The sequence below is a fragment of the Nostoc sp. genome, from assembly GCF_036919555.1.
Taxonomy (GTDB): domain Bacteria; phylum Cyanobacteriota; class Cyanobacteriia; order Cyanobacteriales; family Nostocaceae; genus Nostoc.
Genome location: NZ_JBALCS010000123.1, coordinates 66,529 through 86,745, shown reverse-complemented (window position 1 = coordinate 86,745; position 20,217 = coordinate 66,529). Strand labels below are relative to the sequence as shown.

The 20,217-nt window shown below is 43.1% G+C and carries 18 protein-coding genes and 4 pseudogenes; 11 read left to right on the top strand and 11 right to left on the bottom strand.

Annotation, left to right across the window (positions count from 1 at the left end; translation table 11 throughout):
• Positions 1-271 precede the first annotated feature (271 nt).
• Positions 272-646: an ISAs1 family transposase gene (locus V7K36_RS33395; RefSeq protein WP_335122277.1), complete on the bottom strand. Its 375-nt coding sequence runs from the start codon at positions 644-646 to the stop codon at positions 272-274.
• A 512-nt stretch (positions 647-1,158) separates the two neighbouring features.
• Positions 1,159-2,499 (bottom strand): DEAD/DEAH box helicase, encoded by a 1,341-nt coding sequence (locus V7K36_RS33390; protein ID WP_335122275.1) that lies wholly within the window; start codon positions 2,497-2,499, stop codon positions 1,159-1,161.
• Between the two features lie 243 nt (positions 2,500-2,742).
• Here V7K36_RS33390 and infC point away from each other — a divergent pair, with 243 nt between their 5' ends.
• The gene (gene infC, locus V7K36_RS33385; protein ID WP_335122287.1) at positions 2,743-3,234 is read left to right on the top strand and encodes a translation initiation factor IF-3; all 492 of its coding nucleotides are present in this window, start codon (positions 2,743-2,745) and stop codon (positions 3,232-3,234) included.
• Between the two features lie 309 nt (positions 3,235-3,543).
• Positions 3,544-3,657, top strand: a pseudogene (locus V7K36_RS33380) (DUF4351 domain-containing protein); the annotation flags it as partial.
• Positions 3,658-3,793: 136 nt separating this feature from the next.
• Here V7K36_RS33380 and V7K36_RS33375 read toward each other — a convergent pair.
• The 5 genes and pseudogenes from V7K36_RS33375 to V7K36_RS33355 all read right to left on the bottom strand — a co-directional run bounded on the left by V7K36_RS33375 (position 3,794) and on the right by V7K36_RS33355 (position 8,621).
• Entirely contained in the window at positions 3,794-4,924 is a 1,131-nt protein-coding gene (locus V7K36_RS33375) for a PepSY-associated TM helix domain-containing protein (protein ID WP_335122273.1), read from the bottom strand.
• A 188-nt stretch (positions 4,925-5,112) separates the two neighbouring features.
• Positions 5,113-6,606 carry a TonB-dependent receptor plug domain-containing protein gene (locus tag V7K36_RS33370; protein ID WP_335122271.1) on the bottom strand — a complete coding sequence of 498 codons (1,494 nt, stop codon included), beginning with the start codon at positions 6,604-6,606 and terminating at the stop codon, positions 5,113-5,115.
• A 209-nt stretch (positions 6,607-6,815) separates the two neighbouring features.
• Positions 6,816-7,010, bottom strand: a pseudogene (locus V7K36_RS33365) (helix-turn-helix transcriptional regulator); the annotation flags it as partial.
• A gap of 15 nt (positions 7,011-7,025) precedes the next feature.
• Positions 7,026-7,682, bottom strand: a complete 657-nt coding sequence (locus V7K36_RS33360) for a hypothetical protein (RefSeq protein ID WP_335122269.1) — start codon at positions 7,680-7,682, stop codon at positions 7,026-7,028.
• Positions 7,683-8,003: 321 nt separating this feature from the next.
• Positions 8,004-8,621: a TetR/AcrR family transcriptional regulator gene (locus tag V7K36_RS33355; protein ID WP_335122267.1), complete on the bottom strand. Its 618-nt coding sequence runs from the start codon at positions 8,619-8,621 to the stop codon at positions 8,004-8,006.
• A 220-nt stretch (positions 8,622-8,841) separates the two neighbouring features.
• Between V7K36_RS33355 and V7K36_RS33350 the strand changes: the two genes are divergently transcribed.
• From V7K36_RS33350 to V7K36_RS33320, 7 genes are all read left to right on the top strand, one after another.
• Positions 8,842-10,149 carry an HlyD family efflux transporter periplasmic adaptor subunit gene (locus V7K36_RS33350; protein ID WP_335122265.1) on the top strand — a complete coding sequence of 436 codons (1,308 nt, stop codon included), beginning with the start codon at positions 8,842-8,844 and terminating at the stop codon, positions 10,147-10,149.
• Complete coding sequence (gene devC / locus V7K36_RS33345; RefSeq protein ID WP_335122263.1) at positions 10,146-11,321, top strand: ABC transporter permease DevC; 1,176 nt, start codon at positions 10,146-10,148, stop codon at positions 11,319-11,321. The genes V7K36_RS33350 and devC overlap by 4 nt, the downstream gene beginning before the upstream one ends.
• 162 nt (positions 11,322-11,483) lie before the next feature.
• Complete coding sequence (locus V7K36_RS33340) at positions 11,484-12,182, top strand: DevA family ABC transporter ATP-binding protein (RefSeq protein WP_334947780.1); 699 nt, start codon at positions 11,484-11,486, stop codon at positions 12,180-12,182.
• Between the two features lie 52 nt (positions 12,183-12,234).
• A complete protein-coding gene (locus tag V7K36_RS33335) occupies positions 12,235-13,131 on the top strand; it encodes an ABC transporter permease (RefSeq protein WP_335122262.1) in 897 nt (298 codons plus the stop codon).
• 64 nt (positions 13,132-13,195) lie between these two features.
• The gene (locus tag V7K36_RS33330) at positions 13,196-13,402 is read left to right on the top strand and encodes a hypothetical protein (RefSeq protein ID WP_335122260.1); all 207 of its coding nucleotides are present in this window, start codon (positions 13,196-13,198) and stop codon (positions 13,400-13,402) included.
• 208 nt (positions 13,403-13,610) lie between these two features.
• Positions 13,611-14,498: an ROK family protein gene (locus tag V7K36_RS33325; RefSeq protein WP_335122258.1), complete on the top strand. Its 888-nt coding sequence runs from the start codon at positions 13,611-13,613 to the stop codon at positions 14,496-14,498.
• Between the two features lie 12 nt (positions 14,499-14,510).
• Entirely contained in the window at positions 14,511-14,744 is a 234-nt protein-coding gene (locus tag V7K36_RS33320; RefSeq protein ID WP_335122256.1) for a hypothetical protein, read from the top strand.
• Positions 14,745-14,985: 241 nt separating this feature from the next.
• Here V7K36_RS33320 and V7K36_RS33315 read toward each other — a convergent pair whose 3' ends face one another.
• The 3 genes and pseudogenes from V7K36_RS33315 to V7K36_RS33305 all read right to left on the bottom strand — a co-directional run bounded on the left by V7K36_RS33315 (position 14,986) and on the right by V7K36_RS33305 (position 17,859).
• The gene (locus V7K36_RS33315) at positions 14,986-16,389 is read right to left on the bottom strand and encodes a PAS domain-containing sensor histidine kinase (RefSeq protein WP_335122254.1); all 1,404 of its coding nucleotides are present in this window, start codon (positions 16,387-16,389) and stop codon (positions 14,986-14,988) included.
• Positions 16,389-16,997 (bottom strand): cysteine hydrolase family protein, encoded by a 609-nt coding sequence (locus V7K36_RS33310; protein ID WP_335122253.1) that lies wholly within the window; start codon positions 16,995-16,997, stop codon positions 16,389-16,391. Before V7K36_RS33310 ends, V7K36_RS33315 begins: the two co-directional genes overlap by 1 nt.
• Positions 16,998-17,165: 168 nt before the next feature.
• Positions 17,166-17,859, bottom strand: a pseudogene (locus V7K36_RS33305) (IS1 family transposase).
• A gap of 137 nt (positions 17,860-17,996) precedes the next feature.
• Between V7K36_RS33305 and V7K36_RS33300 the strand changes: the two are divergent.
• Positions 17,997-18,272, top strand: coding sequence for a hypothetical protein (locus V7K36_RS33300; protein WP_335122251.1), 276 nt, complete (start codon positions 17,997-17,999; stop codon positions 18,270-18,272).
• 391 nt (positions 18,273-18,663) lie between these two features.
• On the opposite strand, the pseudogene V7K36_RS33295 reads toward V7K36_RS33300, so the two are convergent.
• A pseudogene (locus tag V7K36_RS33295) lies at positions 18,664-19,797 on the bottom strand (PIN domain-containing protein).
• A gap of 101 nt (positions 19,798-19,898) precedes the next feature.
• On the opposite strand from V7K36_RS33295, the gene V7K36_RS33290 reads away from it, so the two are divergent.
• Positions 19,899-20,153, top strand: a complete 255-nt coding sequence (locus V7K36_RS33290) for a hypothetical protein (RefSeq protein ID WP_335122249.1) — start codon at positions 19,899-19,901, stop codon at positions 20,151-20,153.
• Positions 20,154-20,217: the final 64 nt, after the last annotated feature.

The following is a 20,217-nucleotide window of genomic DNA, read 5'->3' as shown; positions in this document are numbered from 1 at the left end:
CAGATGCTGACTTATCATTGTCCCTTCTTACACCTGTTTTAGTACCCGTATTGTCTCTTAGTCTTGTTCAAAAATCAAATAGGAGTCCTATATATTAAGTTATGCTTATATACTTAATCATCAGGCAATACGCTTGGGTTAGTGCCAAAACCCTTAATCTGCGTAGGTTGGGTTGAGAGGATTGAATGAACAAGTATTTTTGGTAACATCAAAGTATCAGGAACCTAACCCCCCTAGCCCCCCTTCCCTACAAGGGAATGGCAGGGTAGTTTCATACAAAGAAAGAAAAAACTTTGTGCAGTTGGTTGGAGAGGGCACGTTGTGCTTGAGGAATAGTTTGGAAACAGAGTTTGGGGGCGATTGGAATGAAAAAGTTGTGTAAGATAGACCAATTGACAGGGGCATTGCCACCACGCCGTGGTGGAAAGTCTTCTTGGAATGTCACATCTCGAACCCAATGCAGTCGATTTTCGATGCCCCAATGCCTTTGGATGTCAGAAAGTAACTGTTGAGCTTCCAGAAATTGACTACAGATATAGGATTGATGCTCATAGAATGGTTGACCATCGCGCTTACCCTGACGCTCGACAACAACAAAAGTTTTGAGTCCAGACCATTTTTTTTGAATTTGTTGGGGGGCACACAACTAATTACCCGGACATGATATGACTGGAGGCAGCAGCCCCTAATCAGGCATTCCCATGCAGAGCATAGGAACGAGATAAACGAGAGAATAATGGGAAATTGAGCTTTTTTCGACTTGTGTGTACACCGTAGCATCTCAAGGCTATCGGTGTACACACAAGTCTTTCTGAACACAATTTACGGTTAAGTTTCATAGCCCCTGAAATACCTCACCCTGGTTTTACGTAGTAAAACCAGTCCCTCTCCTTAGTAAGGAGAGGGATTAAAGATAGGACAGGGTGAGGTTTTATATCATGTCCGCCAGATTACCCATAATAAAAGAATCCCACCCCCAACCCCTAAGAGATCTTCGGGAGGGGAGACAAAGCATAGCTTTGGCGGGGTGGGGTTCTTCGGGTTTAATAAGCAATCAAGCGGACATGATATTAGAGGACTTTTGGGTAATCGGATAACTTGTGTGTACACCGTAGCATCTGAAGGAGAGAGGCTTTCCAGTTGGACAGCTAACGAAGATTAGCGATCGCCTTTAGCAGAACGGCGCGATCTGGACGAACCAGCACCAGGCTTATCGCCATTCGTAGCAGGTGGCGCCACCTTACGTTTAGCCGATGTCTGTGGTAACGGTTTAGGAGTACGGGCTGGGCGCTTATCACCACCGGGTTTGGCTCTATGTTGACGCCCATTTGGGATTGGTTCTGGCTCAATGTCGGGGTTGGGGCTAAAGCCAGCGACCACTTCCCTTGGCAAGCGTTGCTCGATCAGTTTTTCGATATCTGTCAATAAATGGTGTTCATCAACGCACACCAGCGATACAGCTTCACCTGACGCGCCAGCGCGACCAGTGCGCCCAATGCGATGAACATAATCCTCTGGTACATTGGGCAGATCGAAATTGACTACATGGGGCAATTCGCTGATGTCAAGACCCCTAGCAGCAATATCCGTCGCTACCAGTACCTGTAAGCTGCCATTCTTGAACTTTGTCAGAGCGTTGGTACGGGCTGGCTGGCTCTTATTACCGTGGATTGCCAGTGCTTGAATCCGGTCTTCGCCCAACTGCCTAACTAATCGGTCAGCGCCATACTTAGTGCGAGTGAACACTAGGACTTGATACCAACTATCTCGCCGAATTAGGTGAGCAAGTAATTGGCGTTTCTTGTCACGGTCTACCTGATAAACTTTTTGGGCGATCGTGTCGGCGGTAACGTTGCGGCGTGCTACCTCAATCATCGTCGGGTGATTCAGCAACCCTGCGGCCAGTGCCTTAATTTTGTCCGAGAAAGTAGCGAAGAATAGCAAGTTTTGTCGCTGTTTGGGCAGAAGCGAGAGGATGCGGCGAATATCATTAATAAAGCCCATGTCCAGCATCCGATCTGCTTCATCCAGCACCAAAACCTCAATTTGTGACAGGTTCACTGTACCCTGGTGTACGTGGTCTAGCAGTCGCCCTGGAGTAGCGACCAAGATATCCACTCGGCCTTTCAAACGCTGTTTTTGCAGATGAATACTGACTCCGCCAAATATCACCATCGAGTTGAGCTTCAAATACTTGCCGTACTCGCGCACGCTTTCTTCCACCTGGGCGGCAAGTTCACGAGTCGGAGTGAGAATCAGCGCCCGAATCGGCGGGTATCCATTAGACGTACCTTTGCTCTTGTCAGACGACAACCGATGCAGCAACGGCAGGGTAAAACTAGCGGTCTTTCCAGTGCCAGTTTGTGCCCCAGCTAGCAAATCCTTACCCGACAAGACGGCAGGAATCGCCTGCATCTGAATTGGCGTGGGTTCGGTGTACCCTCGCTCGGTAACGGCACGAATAATTTCATTGGACAAGCCGAGAGTAGAAAAAGACATAAAACTCCAAAAATAACATCGGCCTGTCGCCAATGACGGCGTCAGTCTTAGGCGGACGGATAAACTATCATTGAAAGGCTGGACGGGCAGTAGCGCGAAGACTGAGAGCGTGTGCCGCAGTTCTGCATTCTAACAGATTGCAGTCCATTGTGTCGTTAAAGTTGCTCTGATTCAGTGTTGTGTTAAATTAGCATTAGCATTACTTGCTTGCAAAGTAAAGTGTTGAACAATTAGGAGAAATTCATTATCGCAATCCAAAAGCAACTGATTAATTCGCAAATCAAGTCACCTCATGTGTTCTTGATTGACCATGAGAATAACAATCGTGGTCTGATCGATACCAATGAGGCGCTACAGCTAGCCGAAAGCTTAGAGCTTGACTTAGTTGTAGTCTCCGAAGGCAAAGACGCTCCAATTGCCAAGATTCTCAACTATGGCAAGCTTCAGTATCAAAAGAAAAAACGTCAGAGCCAGAGTGCTAGACCCACGGTAAAAGAAGTTCGGTTCGGTCTAAACGTGGGTGTGGCTGATTACAATTTACGCATTGAGAAAGCCGTTCAGTGGTTGAGTAAAGGCGATTCAGTGAAGTTTGCCATTCGTTTACGAGGCCGAGAACATCAATATCGTGACCAAGCGGGAGACCTGCTAGACCGGATTGCAAAGGATCTCAGTCAAGTGGGTAAAATCCAGTCCCTGGATAAACGCTCACTAATTGTTCAAGTTATTCCTGCTTAGTTAATCTGGCGATCGCTAGAGGATGTACTTGTGCCAGCTTTTGACACTCCCACGGTCATGAAAACATTGCTATGGCTCGTTTTCACATCAAGCCGTGGGATTTTAGGCTCAATGCTAAGGAACGAAAAAAGCCGGAGGATAGTCAACAGCACTCCCACGGCTAAACCGATGTAGCGGTGGAGAATGAATACAAAATTGCGAACTGTTCTCCGACAAAAAAGAATCCCACTCCACCCCCGAAGCCTTGAAACGAACCTCGTTGAATTTCATAGGTTGTCCACAAATTGAAGGTATGTTCTGGTGCATTAACAAGTGCGTGAACAAGTTGAAATTCTCTCTCTAGAACAATTAGAAAATCTTGGTGAGGCACTTTTAGATTTTACCAGTTTGGCTGATTTACAGACTTGGCTAGAAGCGCAATGATTAAATAGCCCTAAGTCTTGCCCTAGCCCTTTCATAGATTAAATTTTATATAGCAATCCGATCTAATTTGTCAAAATTCTGTCCAGATCCACAGTAATCTGCGATCGCCTGGGTTGTGCGATGCCATTGGCTGTTGTCAACTGTCATGAACGTGATCGCTGATCATATTTTTTGCCCGATAGCGATACCACCACATCACAAAACCTGTAACAAACAAAATTAACGGTGCAAGTCCCACAAAGACGTAGAGTATACGTGTTGGTAAGCCACCAAAAGTACCAAAATGCAATGGTATAAATGAGTCTAAAACTTTGTCGCCCAGAGATTTATTGAGCGCATCTTCCAGTTGAACAACTTCACCTGTATATTGATCTAAGTACACACCAGAACGACCTAAAGTTGCCTCTTCCTGAGGATATTTCTTACGCACATAGAGGGTTGTTTCCGGAGATTGAGGTAGATAAACAGCGGTGGTGACGGCATCCGGGAGGGCAGCATCTGCTGTTTGCAGCAATTGTGTTAGACTTAGCGCCTTTGAGCCAGCAATAGGTTGGGAAACGGGGCTAGGTGGATTAGGAGTCAAAGTAATCGCATAAATAATCGGTGTGACGAAGCCTCTGAAATTTAAATAGAATCCAGTAAAACCTGTTAGTGCCAGAAACACAGCGGCAATAATCCCTGCAACTTTATGGATGTCAAAATTAACTCGTTTAGGATGTGCATTTTTCCATTTGATTTTAAAGCCAGAAATGAGCCTTCTCCAACCAGGCCAAAGGATAATACCTGTAATGCTGAGGATAAAGAGTAATAGTGCTGCTACCCCCATTATTTGGGTTCCAATTTCGTCAGCGAGCAGTTGTTCATGTAGTTCAAGGGTGAATGTTGTGAATGTGCGATCGCTAACACGGCTGCCCATAATTGCACCAGTGTAAGGATTGACATAGACTTCTGTGGTTTCGCCTTCTGGGGGTTCGAGGTTGAGTTGATAAGGAGCTTCTGGTTTTTTTGGTGTGTAGATGGTTTGAACTTTGAGTTCTGGCACTTTGCTGTACGCCCCCTTAACGGTATCTAGTACTGATTCAATGGAAACTTGTTGTCCAGAGGGGATGATGTGTCCAAATTGACGAGTGAACAGAAACTCATCGATTTCAGGAGTAAATACTAGCAAGCTACCTGTTAAGCTAACGATGATTAACAGTACTCCCACGATTAAGCCAATATAGCGGTGGAGGATGAATACAAGACTACGTAGAGTTTTGCGGTTCATGGCGGATGCTTCTAGATATTTTCGGAAATTTAGAACTTTATATGGTTACTGAACAGACAAGAGAACAAGGAGGTAACTGGAGGCTTCAAAGTCCCCTTTTTGTTAGGCGCAGCCTGTCCAAAGGACACAGGGGGATTTAGCTCTCAAGGGCAGGTTTTTCTCAATTCAGTCCAAAAATTCAGATTTTTTCATTCAGAATTTTTTCTTTGCGTCCCCCTTCGGATGACACTCCCCTCAGCCGGAAGCCCCTGCTGACCATCCTTTTTGGGTCGAACCTGATATTCGCCGGAGAATGTAATCTTGGTGCGATCGCTAATTTGCCAGGAGAGCACAGGTGCTACAAAGTATTTTTGTTCATCATAGAAGTCAACGAAACTTTCTGTCGTCTGAGCCGCAAGGTTAAGACGATACAACACCGTCTTGCTGGGATTAAGCGGACCTGTCAGGTCGATGGCACCGCGATAGAAATTAAAGCTGCTAGCAGAGACTTCTGCCGCGTAGTATGGTTCAGTCAGGGGTTGTTTGGTGACATAATTAATCACCCCTCCTAACGAACCCTGACCGTAGAGAACCGAAGCTGGCCCTTTGAGCACTTCAATCCGTTCGATATCAGCCGTATCACTTTGATATACATACGTAGAGTCTCTCAACCCGTTTCTCTGGATATCACCAGCAGCACCAAAGCCTCGGATCAAAGGCTGATCTAAACTTCCACGGGTTGATGAATTCGCTCCTTGGGCTACACCGGGCACATTTCTGAGGGCTTCAGCCAGGTTCCTCACTTGCTGGTCTTCCAGCACTTGCCGGGGCACCACCTGAATCGACTGTGGAATGTCACGCAGGGGCGTATCGGTTTTGGTGGCAGTTGAGCCATCTGTAATGCGATACCCATCTTGTTCACCCGTCACCACCAACTCAATTGGCTGATCACCCGATGCTGATGGTTGAGTTGGCTGTGTCTGGTTTTCCGGCTGCTGTGCTTCGGGTTGTTGTGTTGTTTCAGGTTGCGCCTGTTGTGCTGATGCTGTAGTACTTGCAACAGAGAAGATTAAACCCTCATCTGCACTGTCAAACAATTCGACCTGTGGTACTCCTGTCTCACCTATTACTGTCACCCGGATTGTATTGGCATCAAAGTTCGTGACTGTTATCTCACGAAGACCCGCAATTGGCTTATCCGAACGAAATGTGAATGCATCGCCACTAGGTAGGCGCAGTTGAGCATTAGGAATATCAGTGATAAAGCTTTTGTCAGTACTGCGGTTTACCAATTGCAACTGTTCCCCATGAGAAGTTTGTAAAATTACCTCCAAACCTTTATTAGTGGGATTAGCTTTGACTGCTGTGACTTGCACAATTTCTGGTACGGGTACTGTTTCTGGTGCTGGCGACTGCACAAGCATTTGAGCGCTGGTGTTCGGAAGTTCTATCTCGCTGGGTTGTCGAATCTTGCGAGAGGTTTGCTCGCCCCATCCTGCTTTGTCAAAGGTAGCTCTATTCTGATTCACTCCTTTTTTCCGGGGTTCGGCATTGCCCAAAAGAGCTAGGCTTTGAGCCAGATTTGCAGATAAATTTCCCCGATCTTGTGCATATCCCGGCTCAATAGCAAAAGCACTACCGCATCCCCATAAACATATTGCTAGCCAGGGGTGAACACTACCAGACAAATGCCAACACTTCATAACAACTCCCTACACACCATTTCCCAAAACTTTGCTTATTGACATAGCTTGCATCACCTTTCCCAACCTGACTTGACAAAGAGTTCTAATCAACCCTTTTGAAGAAGTTCAGAAAAAGTTGCACGCGGCATCACTATTGCAAATATTTTTAATTTGAATCCACTTGAGTGTAGAGAAAAGTTGGCAATCAAGTCTACTCACAAAGGACTTTACGATCCCAAAAGGACTTTTTTACCCATCAAACATTGACTTGGCGTGATACCAAATCTGCACCTAAAGGCAGCTGCAAAGTGTCCTGGATTACAATAACCAATCTTGTTGGCAACCTCAGCAACGGTGGTATTACCTTGCCGCAATAGTTGCTCCGCACACTCCATACGCTTATCGGTGATGTAGCGAAATACCGTTGTGCCAAAAAGTTATATAAATCCGCGTTTAAGAGTGCTATTACTCACCCCCACAAGTTGCGCTAATTCCACTATCGATGGCGGATTCTCCAGACGGGAGAGCAAAATATCCCTGGCATCATCAATACGGGCGATAGTTGCAGGCTTCAGTCGGGGCGAATAATGTAATCCACTCTGCTCTGCAAAGATGGGAGCCAGTTGCAATGCCATTAATTCTATTACCTTCCCCTGCAAATACATCCGCTTCATCATCCCTTTGTAAGGACAACTGACAATTTGCTGTGCCACTCCTTGAATAGCTGTTGTGGTTTGGGGATAAATTAATGTCTGCCAGTCCTTACCTTTTGCTAGCAGCCTCAACTGGGGAGGAATTTGTCCATCTTCATCAGGGAAAAAGGTTCTGAGGAGATCGGGTGGCATATCGATATTAACATCTACGTACTGGGATTTTGGACTCTCTACAGTCATTTTTCGTTGAACACCGTTGCCAGAGATCAGTGTGTATCCTTCCCCAACCTGCCCTCCGTATTCATCAACAGCCTTACCTGAAAGCAGGACACAAAATTGCAGGGAATGATACCATTCAGGAATTTTTATTAACGAGTCATCGTGACTTTCATAGTCCTTGATTGAAAGCCAGAGATTGGGATGCAACTCTATTTCTCGCACGTAGCCCTTGCCGAGTTGTCTGGGTATTTGATAAAGGCATTCATCAGGCTCTGGGTTTTGTAGGCTGTTTTGTATCGCTTCTGCTCAAAGTTCTCTGTTTTATTTTTGTGTGAGTGTGATGGTCATGACAGATGATAGTGATTAATCAAACTATGTTTATTGAGATTAATTATCACTATTTCTTTGACCACACACAAGTTAAATTACTGATAATTATTTTTAATTGAAGAACAAGGCAATACTGTAGCTTCTATGGAAAAAACGGTCAACTGTTACGGTGAATTTGACCTTCCCACCGAACAAGCGCCGGGATATAACCAATCAATCGGCGCAATTAATGATTAGGTGTGTCAAGGCATCAATCAAGCGATCGCTTTCCATTGGTATAATATCCTTCCCATGCATCACATCTTGAGTTACATGAAAATTAACTAATGTACCTAAAAAAATCCTCGCTGTTGCCTCTGGGTCACTAATATTCAGTTCCGGGTGAGCAGCCAAGTATTGATTGAGCGTTTCCAACATTGGTTTAATCATCGCCCGAACACAAATCTGAGTTAATTCTGGAAAACGACCAGATTCCCCAATTAGCACTCGCATAAATGCACAGTGTTCCTGGTCGTTATTCATTTGTTCTAATAATTTGGTTCCTAATTGGCGCAGTACGATTTTTGGTTCTCCCTCCATAGGTTCCGCACCAAAGAGAGAGTCAAACTTCTGATGTGCCAAGGACTCTATCAGGACTTTAAAAAGTCCTTCTTTATCTTGAAAGTGGCTGTAGACTGTCGCTTTAGAAACACCACCTGCTATTGCTACCCGATCCATACTTGTACCAGCATAGCCATTTTGCAAGAACTCCTGCATTGCCCCTTGCAGAATTTGCTCTACTTTATCAACGGAATGATCTCGATCAACTTCGTCAGTTTTAATGCGTACCATTTATTAATCATCCTCTCTTATAAACAATTTTAATAGATGCTGCAAAATACCCTACGCCATTAATCCCGGTTGTCACAAGCATTCTGGTACATAACTCTGGGCAACCTTATTAAATTGAGGATTTTAGCTTTGTGCTATTGACTAAACTACTCCGTTTAGTTTAGCATATAATTGAACTGGACAGTTTAGTATGATTTCCTAATGGTAAAAGGTAAACACTATGGTGCAGAACTGGAAATTAGAAGATTTAAAGTCTTCCCAAAATATTTTGCGATCGCCCACAACATTAGCAATAATTGCATCGCTAGCAATAGGTGGAGCTAGTGTTTATACGGTGCTAAAGTTTCAGGCTACCGCTAATGAAAAGCAAGCAGCGCCAGTAGCTGTTCAACCAGTTGTAAAAACAGTCACAGCATTGGGACGCTTAGAACCAAATGGAGAAGTGATAAAACTGTCTGCAACTTCTTCGACTGAGGGAAGTCTGCTTCAAAAACTATTAGTGAAAGAAGGCGATCGCGTTAAGGTTGGGCAGGTAATTGCGATTATGGACAGTCGCGATCGCTTGCAAGCAAGTTTGGTTGAAGCTCAAAAACAAGTTCAAGTTGCCAAATCCAGCCTTGACAAGGTAAAAGCCGGAGCAAAACAGGGAGAAATTGGAGCCAAGCAAGCTGCTGTATATCGTCTGCAAGTCGAACTAGAGGGAAATATCAAAACTCAACAAGCCACAATTGCTCGCCTAGAAGCGGAATTGCAAGGACAACAACAGAGTTTACAAGCAACGGTGGCTCGCGTCGCAGCCCAAAAGCGAAACGCTCAAGTAGATGTGCAACGCTATGACGCTTTATACAAAGAAGGGGCAATTTCCAGTCAGGAAGCCGAGCAAAAACGCTTGAGTGCAGAAACTTCTACTCAAGAGGTAATCGAAAACCAAGCCAACAAGACAAGAACTGTCGCTACTTTAGAACAGCAGATTAACGAAGCCAAAGCTAACCGCAACCAAACCCTCGCTAGCTTGCAACAGCAGATTAACGAAGCCAAAGCCACCCTGAACCAAACGGCTGAAGTCCGTCCTACAGATGTTGCAAACGGACAAGCAGAGGTAGACAGCGCTCAAGCTACTGTGCAAAAAATGCAAGCGCAACTGGATCAGGCATACGTCCGCGCACCCGAAGCGGGGCAAATCATGAAGATTAATACACGAGCCGGAGAAACCGTTTCTAGTGACGGGATTGTGGAATTAGGTCGAACCGAGCAGATGTATGCAGTCGCAGAAGTTTACCAAAGTGATGTTAACAAAGTGCGATCGGGGCAACGGGTAAAGGTAATCAGCGATTCCCTCCCCGGAGAATTACAGGGAACCGTCGATTGGCTGGGGATGCAGGTACAACGACAAAATCTGATCAACAGTGACCCCTCTAGCAATATTGACGGCAGAGTAGTGGAAGTTCATGTGCGACTAGATCAGGCATCTAGCGCTAAAGCTGCCAAGTTTACCAATCTGCAAGTAAAGGCAGTGATCGAACTATGATTGGATTTATTCAACAACTGCGGCAGCGAACCCCCTTGGGATGGCTGCAACTGAGTCATGAAAAAAGCCGTCTGTTGGTGGCATTGGGAGGCATTGCTTTCGCTGATGTTCTCATGTTCATGCAGCTAGGGTTTCAGACTGCCTTGTTTGAAAGTAATACTAAGCTGCATCATAATATGCAGGCTGACATTTTCCTACTTAGTCCTCAAGCCCGTAACGTGTTAAATGCGTCCACCTTTACGCGGCGGCGACTGTATCAGGCAATGGATGTACAGGGGGTGAAGTCAGCAGAAGCAATGTATATCAACATTGTCGATTGGAAGAATCCCCAAACACAGCAAAAGACATCTGTACTAGTTATCGGGATCAATCCTGAAAAGCAAGCGTTTAACTTAGCGGATGTGAACAGCCAGATAAATCTGGTGAAACTACCAGATACCGTCCTGTTCGATCGCGCCTCCAGAGGAGATTATAAAGAAGCGATCGCTCAAGTTGATCAAGGGAAACCTGTGACGACTGAAATTGACCGCCGGACGATTACCATTAGCGGCTTATTTTCAATCGGGGCTTCCTTTGCGGCTGATGGGAATCTGATTACCAGCGATCAGAATTTCTTACGGCTATTTCCGAAGCGAGAAGCCAGCAGTGTCAGTTTAGGTTTGGTTCAACTAGAACCAGGCTATGACTTAAAACAGGTGAAAGCAGCTTTAGAATCTCATTTAGATGATGATGTTAAAGTGTTGACCAAAGCAGAATTTATCGAATTTGAAACAGATTATTGGAAAAAAAATACAGCCATCGGGTTTATCTTCAGCCTGGGTGTAGCAATGGGGTTTATGGTAGGCGTGATTATCGTCTATCAAGTTCTTTCTACAGATGTGAATTCCCATATGAAAGAATATGCCACTTTCAAAGCAATGGGGTATAACAATCTCTACTTATTAGGTGTGGTGTTTGAAGAGGCGATAATTTTGGCAATCTTGGGCTTTATTCCAGGAGCGATCGCACCTTTAGGACTTTATCATTTAACTCGTAATGCCACCAATTTACCACTTTACATGACCGTAGCACGAGCCTTGACAGTATTAACGCTGACTATGATTATGTGCATAATTTCTGGTGCGATCGCCACTCGTAAATTACAGTCCGCCGACCCCGCAGATATGTTTTAGAAAATGGGCATTGGGCATTGGGCATGGGCAAAACAGTTCCTTTTTTCCTATTTTCCGAGTAAAGAAGTGAGATTCAGCACTCAGCACTCAAAACTCAGCACTGATGAGGGGCATGGGGATAATTAACAATTCCCAATCTAAAATCTAAAATCTAAAATTGCTATGCTTCCCGTCATCTCTGTTAAAAATCTCGACCACTACTTTGGTCATGGTCAACTTCGTAAGCAAGTTCTCTTTGATATCAACCTGGATATTAACGCCGGGGAAATTATTATTATGACTGGGCCTTCTGGTTCTGGTAAAACTACACTTCTCACCCTATCAGGCGGCTTGCGTTCTGCCCAATCTGGCAGTTTGCAGATATTGGGACAAGAACTGTGTGGCGCTAACACCACAAAACTTACTCAAGCGCGACGCAATAACGGTTATATTTTCCAAGCGCACAACTTGCACGGTAGCCTAACAGTACTCCAGAACGTCAGAATGGGCTTGGAAGTACATAATAATATTTCGTCAGCAGAAATGAAAACTCGGTCAGCCGAAATGTTAGAGGAAGTAGGATTAGGGAATCGCCTGAATTATTATCCTGATGATTTATCTGGGGGACAAAAACAAAGAGTTGCGATCGCTCGTGCCCTAGTTGGTCGTCCTAAAATTGTCTTAGCGGATGAACCCACCGCCGCCCTTGACAGTAAATCGGGACGAGATGTGGTTAACCTGATGCAAAAACTAGCTAAAGAACAGGATTGTACCATTCTCTTGGTTACTCATGACAATCGCATTCTCGATATTGCCGATCGCATCGTCTATATGGAAGATGGCAAGTTAATAAATGACCGCGCTGTTGTTGCAGCCAGTTAGGAGATTTCAAGTAAAATGGTCAGCGTATCTTGCTTGATCCAGGCGATCACACATGGCCATTACAAAACGGCGACTACCGACTTTTTTACAGTTTGGCAAAACTTCCAATCTTTCCCAAAAACTCATGCTCATCGGGTTAGCCATTACCCTATTTTTCATTTTCCTGGCATTCTTCGCTCCCGTATTCCAGGCTTGGGGATGGCTGCAAAACCCGAAAGATTTTCTCTCTAATCCAATTCACGAGCCACCCTCAGCTAAACATTGGTTTGGTACTAGTCGCCTGGGTTATGATGTGTTTTCCCGGACATTGTTCGGCGCTCAAGCTGCTCTGCTGGTGGTGATTTTGGCAACATCGCTGAGTATGATTGTCGGTGTGCCTTTGGGGATGCTGAGTGGTTATCTCGGCGGTAAATTGGATAAAGTGTTGCTGTTTATTATGGATAGCATTTACACTCTACCGGGGCTACTGCTGTCTGTGACGCTGGCGTTTGTGGTGGGGCGTGGGATATTAAATGCTGCGATCGCGATTAGCATTGCTTACATCCCCCAATATTATCGCGTTGTTCGCAACCACACCGTTAGCGTAAAAACTGAAGTGTTCATCGAAGCTGCTCAAGCAATGGGCGCTTCTACTTGGGTTGTGCTTTCTCGTTATCTGTTTTTCAACGTCATTCAAAGCGTACCCGTCCTATTTACACTTAACGCTGCTGATGCGATTTTGGTGTTGGGCGGTTTGGGTTTTTTGGGGCTAGGGCTTCCCGAAGAAGTGCCAGAATGGGGACATGATTTAAAACAAGCCTTAGAAGCTCTACCTACTGGCATTTGGTGGACTACGCTTTTCCCTGGTTTAACAATGACATTTATGGTAGTAGGGTTATCACTACTTGGTGAGGGGTTAAATGAATTTGTCAATCCCCGATTACGGAGAGAAAATAGAATCCGAAAGTAGTCAATGGTAAGTGGTTAATCGCAAAAAACCATTGACAAATCACAAATAAAATAGAGAGATTTGAATGAAAGATAACCTAACGTTAATTGCTGCCGCTACTGGTGGGTTTATCCTTTCCATTGCCCTTGCTGGCATCTTACGAGGTGCGCCAATTACAGCTTGGCAGGAGCAATCGAATTTTGGCACCACAACTGTTGCTGATTTACAGAGATCGGAGTTGAAAGCCCCGCGTCTTTTCCTAAGGGGAGACGCTGCGCGAACAGATGGGTGATGAAAAGGATTCACACTCAATAAAATAGAAAATTTAGAATTTTTTCGCGCCAAGACGCTTAGTATAACTTTGCGGAAAATCGTGGGGAATTGAGGGGTGAAATTTAAACGCACAGGGGCGCAGAGGGTACGCAAAGGTTTGACGTATGAGGTTGTACTACTATGCTCGTTAAAGTCGAAAATTGGCGACTTGGTGTGAGGATTTTAATGTGGTGAGTTCTCAAGTAATTGGCATTGATGTCGGGGGAACAGCGATTAAGTTGGGGCGTTTTGCACCTGATGGGACTTGTCTGCAATCTTTGACTGTGGCATCTCCCCAACCGACAACGCCGGAGGCAGTGCTGGCGGTGATGGTAGATGCGATCGCTCAAATTGATCCAGATAATCAAACTGTTGCTATTGGTGTTGGTACTCCTGGCCCAGCCGATGCAACAGGACGCATTGCTAAAATCGCCATTAACTTACCTGGATGGCTCGATGTGCCCTTAGCAGACTGGTTAGAAGCTAAAACTGGCAAACCTACTGCGATCGCTAACGATGCTAATTGCGCTCTTTTGGGAGAAGCTTGGCTAGGAGCTGGTCGCCACTTTCAAAATCTAATTTTGCTAACTTTAGGAACTGGGGTTGGTGGCGCAATTATCCTCAATGGCAAACTATTTGTGGGACATCAAGGCGCAGCTGGGGAATTGGGTTTAATTTCATTGAACCCCGATGGTCCAATTTGTAATAGTGGCAATCAAGGCTCTTTGGAACAATATGCCTGTGTGACTGCAATTCGCCGCCGCACTCTCAAGGAACCCGCCGAATTGGGTTTTCTTGCCCAACAAGGAGATGCCGCAGCATTGACTTTTTGGCAAGAATATGGGAAAAATTTGGGAATTGGTTTGACGAGTTTGATTTATGTACTCACACCGCAAGCGATCGTCATTGGTGGCGGTATAAGTGGCAGTTTTGAGTTTTTCTTACCAGCAGTGAAGGCAGAAATTGAGAAGCGAGTTCAGCCTTTATCACGGGTGGGGTTACAAATATTGCCAGCAAAGTTAGGCAATTTTGCTGGGATAGTGGGTGCAGCAAAGTTGGCATGGCAACACTATTGAGGATTTTAGATTATGGTTCAAACAATCCCAGCTAGAGATATCAGTCTTTACGAATTAGAAGAAAAATTTGGTTTGCAACTTGCCACAGATACCAACTTCTTTACAGAATGGACAGAAAATTTACCAAATCTGACTGATAGTGAAAAGCAAGCGATGTCTAACGACAAGCCGTTACACGTCTACGCGCGAGTGAAAAGCAACTTATTTAAACTTAAATCAGGGTTAGCGCGTCTCAAACCCTATTGACAGGTGGACTCTAGCAGAAAGTTGAGTTTGGGAGAGCCGCCGCCAAAACAGAAACCATGTACTGATCATTCATGAACCTATCCCACTAATAAAATTTTGTTATTCCAGATATCAATTGTGGCTAGGGATAGAAAAACGGCGAAAAAGTTTTTATGTTTTGGGCTGTAATCGCTAGAATAAAGTAAAGGATAATTTTAGAGCAATTGGTCAAGAAAAGAAGGTAATAGTGTGATATCAAATATTATAAATTTGACATAAGTTGCTGAAGGGGAATACGAATAATAAACTCAGCACCAACTCCTAGCTGGGAAATGCATTCTAAAGAACCGCCATGTTTTTGTGTGATAATTTGGTAACTAATAGCCAATCCCATCCCTGTACCCTGTCCAACAGGTTTTGTTGTGAAAAAGGGATTAAATATTTGCTTTAAAGTAGCTTCTGGTATTCCTAGCCCATTGTCGGCAATGCTAATAGTGACTTGATCTGGTTCCATTAATTGGGTGCGAATATAAATTCGGGGATTATCCATCATATTGAATTTTTTTGTTGTCCATCGACCTTTAAGGGCTGAATCTTCTAAAGCATCGAGTGCATTCACTAAAATATTTAGAAATACTTGGTTTAAGTGCCCAGGATAACATTCAACTAAGGGGAGGCTCCCGTATTCTTTGATCACCTCAATTTGCAGGCGCTGGTTAGTAGAGTTGAGGCGGTTTTGGATGATCATTATCGTACTATCAATTCCCTCATTAATATCTACTGCTTTCATTGAAGCTTCATCTAAGCGTGAAAAAGTCCGCAGGGAAAGAACAATATCTCGAATCCGCTCTGCTCCCATGAGCATCGATTTGAATAATTTGGGAAAGTCTGACCTTAAAAAATCTAGTTCAATGAGATTTGTAAGCTCCTCAATTGCCTTGACTGATTGAGGATAATGTTTTTGATAGATATCTAATAGTGAAAATAAATTTTGGGTGTATTCATCAGCCGATTTTAGATTGCCGTAAATAAAGCTAACTGGGTTGTTAATTTCATGGGCAATCCCTGCAACTAATTGGCTCAAACTCGACATTTTTTCAGTTTGCACCAGTTGAGCTTGAGTATATTTGAGTTGCTCAAGGGTAACTTTGAGGTCTTGATTAGCTTGAATTAGCTCAATATTTCGTTGTTCTACCCTAGCTTCCAGTTCCTCATTCGTTTGCTTCAGTAATGCTTCTGCATGTTTGCGTAAGCGAAGCTCGTTGTAGACATCGCTAATATTGATCATTGAGCCAGAGAATTCTGTTTCACTTTGAGGTTGAGCAGACAGTTCCAACCAAACAATTACACCAGTTTGATGGTAAAAGCGGAGTTCTTGACAAACCTCTACTCCGGTTTGTAGCTTTTCTAGAGTTTCTGACCACAAGTGGCGATCATCCAAGTCAATGAAATTGCCTAAAGCACTACCGATGACATCTGCTATGGCATAACCAAGGGTATTTGTCCAGGCTCGGTTGAGGAAATTGAGATTACCCAAGCGATCGCACTTAAACACAATTTCGCGCAGACTATCCACCAATTCGCGGTAACGCCGTTCTGATTCAGACAATTTCTCAATCAAACTGTACTGAATCTGTGTATGTAATTCATTGCTAAAATCTGACATTATACTGTACTCGTCAAACGCTGAAGTAGCTCGGTATGGTTAATTGTCTCGGCGTATAAGGGGAAAACGTGAGTGTGGTAGAATTCTTGCTCAAACACCGTGCGAGCAGAAGTGCAATCAGACAAAAGAATAACCTGATAGCCTTTCTCATGGGCAGAACGACCTGTAGAATCAATACAGACCGAAGTGACTGCACCAGCTAGAACTACATGAGTAATCTGTTTTTCATGGAGAATCATGTCTAAGTTAGTATTTATGAAAGCATTAAATCCTCGTTTTCCGGGAACTTCGAGAATTCTGCTGCCAAAGGGTAGCAACTCATCAACCATCTGCGATCCCCTCGTACCAGCTTGAAAAGCCCCAACTGACTTGATAGTTTTAAGAATGCCAACAGGTTCAACCAATTCCTGGTAGTTTGGCGTAAAAAAAATTGGTGTGGCAATTATCAATACTGGAGTTTGTAGCAAACATCGTACAAGGTCAACGGTGTTTTCTAATACTTTGGTGGCCTTTGAGGATTCCTCAATAACATTATGTAGAATACCATCGGCTGCAAAGTAGTCATTTTGATAACCAATCAAGATCACAGCAGTACTTTGGGGTTGCATTGTATTTCTAACTATTTAGTATGTACAGGTACTTTATTATTCCCGTTTTAAGTGTGTTTCTAGCGATAACTAACAGGAGGCATCTTGCAACGGTGGTAGCAAACAACAAAACGAGCGGAAACTTGCTGACGCAGATAAATCAATGGCGTTGCATACATGCGGGATGAATCAATTAAACACGGGTATTTCTCTATACTTTAAATAATGAAGTAGCAAGCGAATTGAGTATTTAAGCATATCTACTGACTTGGAATAGCATAATGTTTTGCGATGTAAACGTGCTAAGTAATGACGTAAACGGGTATTTTCTCCTTCCACTCTGGTCATATAAGTTTTGCTGACAATATGGTCTCCTGGTTCAATAAAACTGGGGTAAACTTTCCATCCGTCTGTAACGTAAAAATAGCACTGCCAGCAGCAAACAATGTCCCACAAAGGTTTAAATGTTTCAGGACTGGTTGTCGTCCTAAAACCCAAGCTAAAATCCCTTGACGGAAGTGATTTACTGCTGTCCACAACCAAATTTTGTTTTTTTTGACCCAACAAAAGTTTCTAATTCATCCATCTCTCCTACTTCTGGTATTTCGTCAATTGGTGGTGCGTCTGGCAATTTTTCACCAATAAGTTTTAGCCAATAAATTACTGTTGTGTGGTGAACACCTTTGGATCGCTCAATAGCTCGGAATCCCTCACCATTAACGTATGCTTTTAAGCATTCAACTTTTATCTCATCTGAGTATCCTTTTGGTGGACTGTATACATCTATAAATTGACGACCACAGCTTACACAAATGTGGTTTTGTTTACCTCTTCGTTTGCCATTTTTTCGGATCACCGTAGACTCGCAGTATGGACAATGCACAGTAGAACACCTCAACTCATCCCTCTATTATGCAACGTCCCGGAATATTGCGCTAGAGTCCGTAAAAGCGTTAACCTCAAGTGTAGCAAGCATAAACCCTGATCACCAGTAAAACTCCTAGCACAGGCATTTAAGCAATGGCAAAGATTCAGCAAACTTGGCAGCGTTGGATTCCTAGACTGCCTGAGAAAGCAGAAAAGCGTGGAGAAACAGTGGAGTTGGTAGCAGAAGTTACTAAAGCTACTTTGGAATTTGTGGGCGCTCTGAGTGTACTAGGGGGTGTACCATCAGCACCAGTCGTTGCAGCTGGGTTAGCATTTGTAGGAATTGGGCGGAAAGGCTCGGCATGGGTAGATGACAGAACAAATCAAAAATTTGAGATAGGTTTTTCAATTAGACGGTTCAAACAATAAGTTTGCTGTCAGTAAAGAGTTAGCTACTGCTTTGAAAAATGCTCCAGATGAGAACTTAGATATCAGGCTAGTCTTGGAAGAAGGTCAAACTGTTGATAGCAAAATTGGTATACAGACGGTGAAAGCTTGGCGAAGCATTTATTAACTGAAGGCTTCAAAGAGGGTGCGCTCGTTAAGTTGTCGAAAAAATATTAGCGTAGTTTAAAACCCTTAGAACAATAGGCGAAACCTATTAGGTTTTTATTCTTTTTACCGAAAGTCTACCAGCAAGAAGGGGACGCACTGCAATGGCTTTTGACCAGGCGATGCCTGTCCTGATTCAGTAATTATTACCTTGTCTGTATAAAATATTTTTACTATTTTTGATTTAGAGAGGAATAAATGTTAAGTATCAGCTTGATTCTTGATTTGAGGTAGAGTCTATATCTTCTTGAGGATTATTATTAAAAGATGTACTTTCTTTTGTGGCGCTAAGATATTTAAGTGCATCTATATAGCTACTATTTATTGACTTTGAAAAAGCTAGATTAATGTTTCCTAATTGTAGCATTTTCTCCATAAATTCTGCGTCAAATATTATTAATGATTGTAGTAATGCTGGGTCAGTTATTGTTATTGGTTGTAGTAGTTTATCAGAATTATGATTAACACTTACCATTGTCTGTGCCTGCTGTGCTAATTCTTTAACACGCTTAAAATTTTGTATTTTTTCTAATTGCTCTTCTTCATTTTGAAGTCGAATATCTCTAACTTCTTCAGTTATTTCTTGCTGATGTGGCAGATTAAGAAATTGTTCAGCATAATCCATAAATTTCTCACTAGAATACATATAAAAAATTACGCCTGCTGTTGACTCCATCTCTTCAACTAACTCTGGTCGCGGACTAATTTTTTTTCCTTCATGTATCCGCCACCAATCTTCTTTCGCATCATCTGTTACGAATATCAAAGGTTTTTTTTACGAGCTAGCATAATCGATTAATTGACGCCAAATGATGAAATCTCCATATTTTTCTGAATTTTCTTTATCTTTATCCTTATAGCCAGGTGGTATTTTTTCATCAAACCTTTGTTGAGCTTGCTTATAAATTGCCTCTAACTCATCTTTATAATATTTATTACCAATATTTTCACTTAATATTTCGTCTAACTTGTCACGAATTTCGTCAAAGTTTACTGACTTGTGTTGTGAATTAGCTGTATTGAGAATACTCTCAGACTTTTTCATAAATTCTTGAAATAAACTTTTAATTTTATCTACATTATTAATAAAGGCATATTTCTCATATTTATTTAATATGTTTTGGAGTTTAGATAAATTATCTGACAGTACTTTTTTTATTTCATCATCTGCTTTTGATTGTTGAGATATTACGCTCTGACGATTTTTTTTGTATTCATATGCAGCTTGATATGGAACCCAAATTTTATCTTTTAACTTACTTAAAATATCAAATAATCTTTCTCGTGTTTTAGGAGTATAGCGATAAATATTAAGTAGGAAGCTGGCATCACAAGCAAAGATACATTGTTACCAAATTTCTTGAAATTCATTTTCCCTTGGTTGGTAGTAGCCAGGAAATAAATTACGCATATTCATTATTTGTATTATGGCTATAAAGATAAATGACTACAACACAGTTGTATTATAGAATACAACTGTGTTGTAGAAATTTATTTTCCCAAATTGGTTGGCAACCTCGCTTTAGTGAAGTGGTTCAACGGAGTACATTTTTGGCGGCAGCAGACACTGCCATATTAGGGGTAAAAGTAGAACGCGGGAGATTGGTGGCAGCGCTGCACGTTGCAGCAAATTCCGACTTCAACTTACAACTTCACCAGCTAGTTGGTGGAAGTCGGAAGTTAAGAGTTGGAAGTTAGCGGTTAGTCAATTGCGATTGCGTTGTTGTTGAGTGAAACTCGGTCGAGGGTTAAGGCACGACCG

Coding starts and splice junctions, on each gene's coding strand:
- V7K36_RS33390 (WP_335122275.1), bottom strand. CDS start 2,499: ATGTCTTTTTCTACTCTCGGCTTGTCCAATGAAATTATTCGTGCCGTT.
- V7K36_RS33375 (WP_335122273.1), bottom strand. CDS start 4,924: ATGAACCGCAAAACTCTACGTAGTCTTGTATTCATCCTCCACCGCTAT.
- V7K36_RS33370 (WP_335122271.1), bottom strand. CDS start 6,606: ATGAAGTGTTGGCATTTGTCTGGTAGTGTTCACCCCTGGCTAGCAATA.
- V7K36_RS33355 (WP_335122267.1), bottom strand. CDS start 8,621: ATGGTACGCATTAAAACTGACGAAGTTGATCGAGATCATTCCGTTGAT.
- V7K36_RS33350 (WP_335122265.1), top strand. CDS start 8,842: ATGGTGCAGAACTGGAAATTAGAAGATTTAAAGTCTTCCCAAAATATT.
- devC (WP_335122263.1), top strand. CDS start 10,146: ATGATTGGATTTATTCAACAACTGCGGCAGCGAACCCCCTTGGGATGG.
- V7K36_RS33340 (WP_334947780.1), top strand. CDS start 11,484: ATGCTTCCCGTCATCTCTGTTAAAAATCTCGACCACTACTTTGGTCAT.
- V7K36_RS33335 (WP_335122262.1), top strand. CDS start 12,235: ATGGCCATTACAAAACGGCGACTACCGACTTTTTTACAGTTTGGCAAA.
- V7K36_RS33330 (WP_335122260.1), top strand. CDS start 13,196: ATGAAAGATAACCTAACGTTAATTGCTGCCGCTACTGGTGGGTTTATC.
- V7K36_RS33320 (WP_335122256.1), top strand. CDS start 14,511: ATGGTTCAAACAATCCCAGCTAGAGATATCAGTCTTTACGAATTAGAA.
- V7K36_RS33315 (WP_335122254.1), bottom strand. CDS start 16,389: ATGTCAGATTTTAGCAATGAATTACATACACAGATTCAGTACAGTTTG.
- V7K36_RS33310 (WP_335122253.1), bottom strand. CDS start 16,997: ATGCAACCCCAAAGTACTGCTGTGATCTTGATTGGTTATCAAAATGAC.
- V7K36_RS33300 (WP_335122251.1), top strand. CDS start 17,997: ATGGCAAAGATTCAGCAAACTTGGCAGCGTTGGATTCCTAGACTGCCT.
- V7K36_RS33290 (WP_335122249.1), top strand. CDS start 19,899: ATGACTACAACACAGTTGTATTATAGAATACAACTGTGTTGTAGAAAT.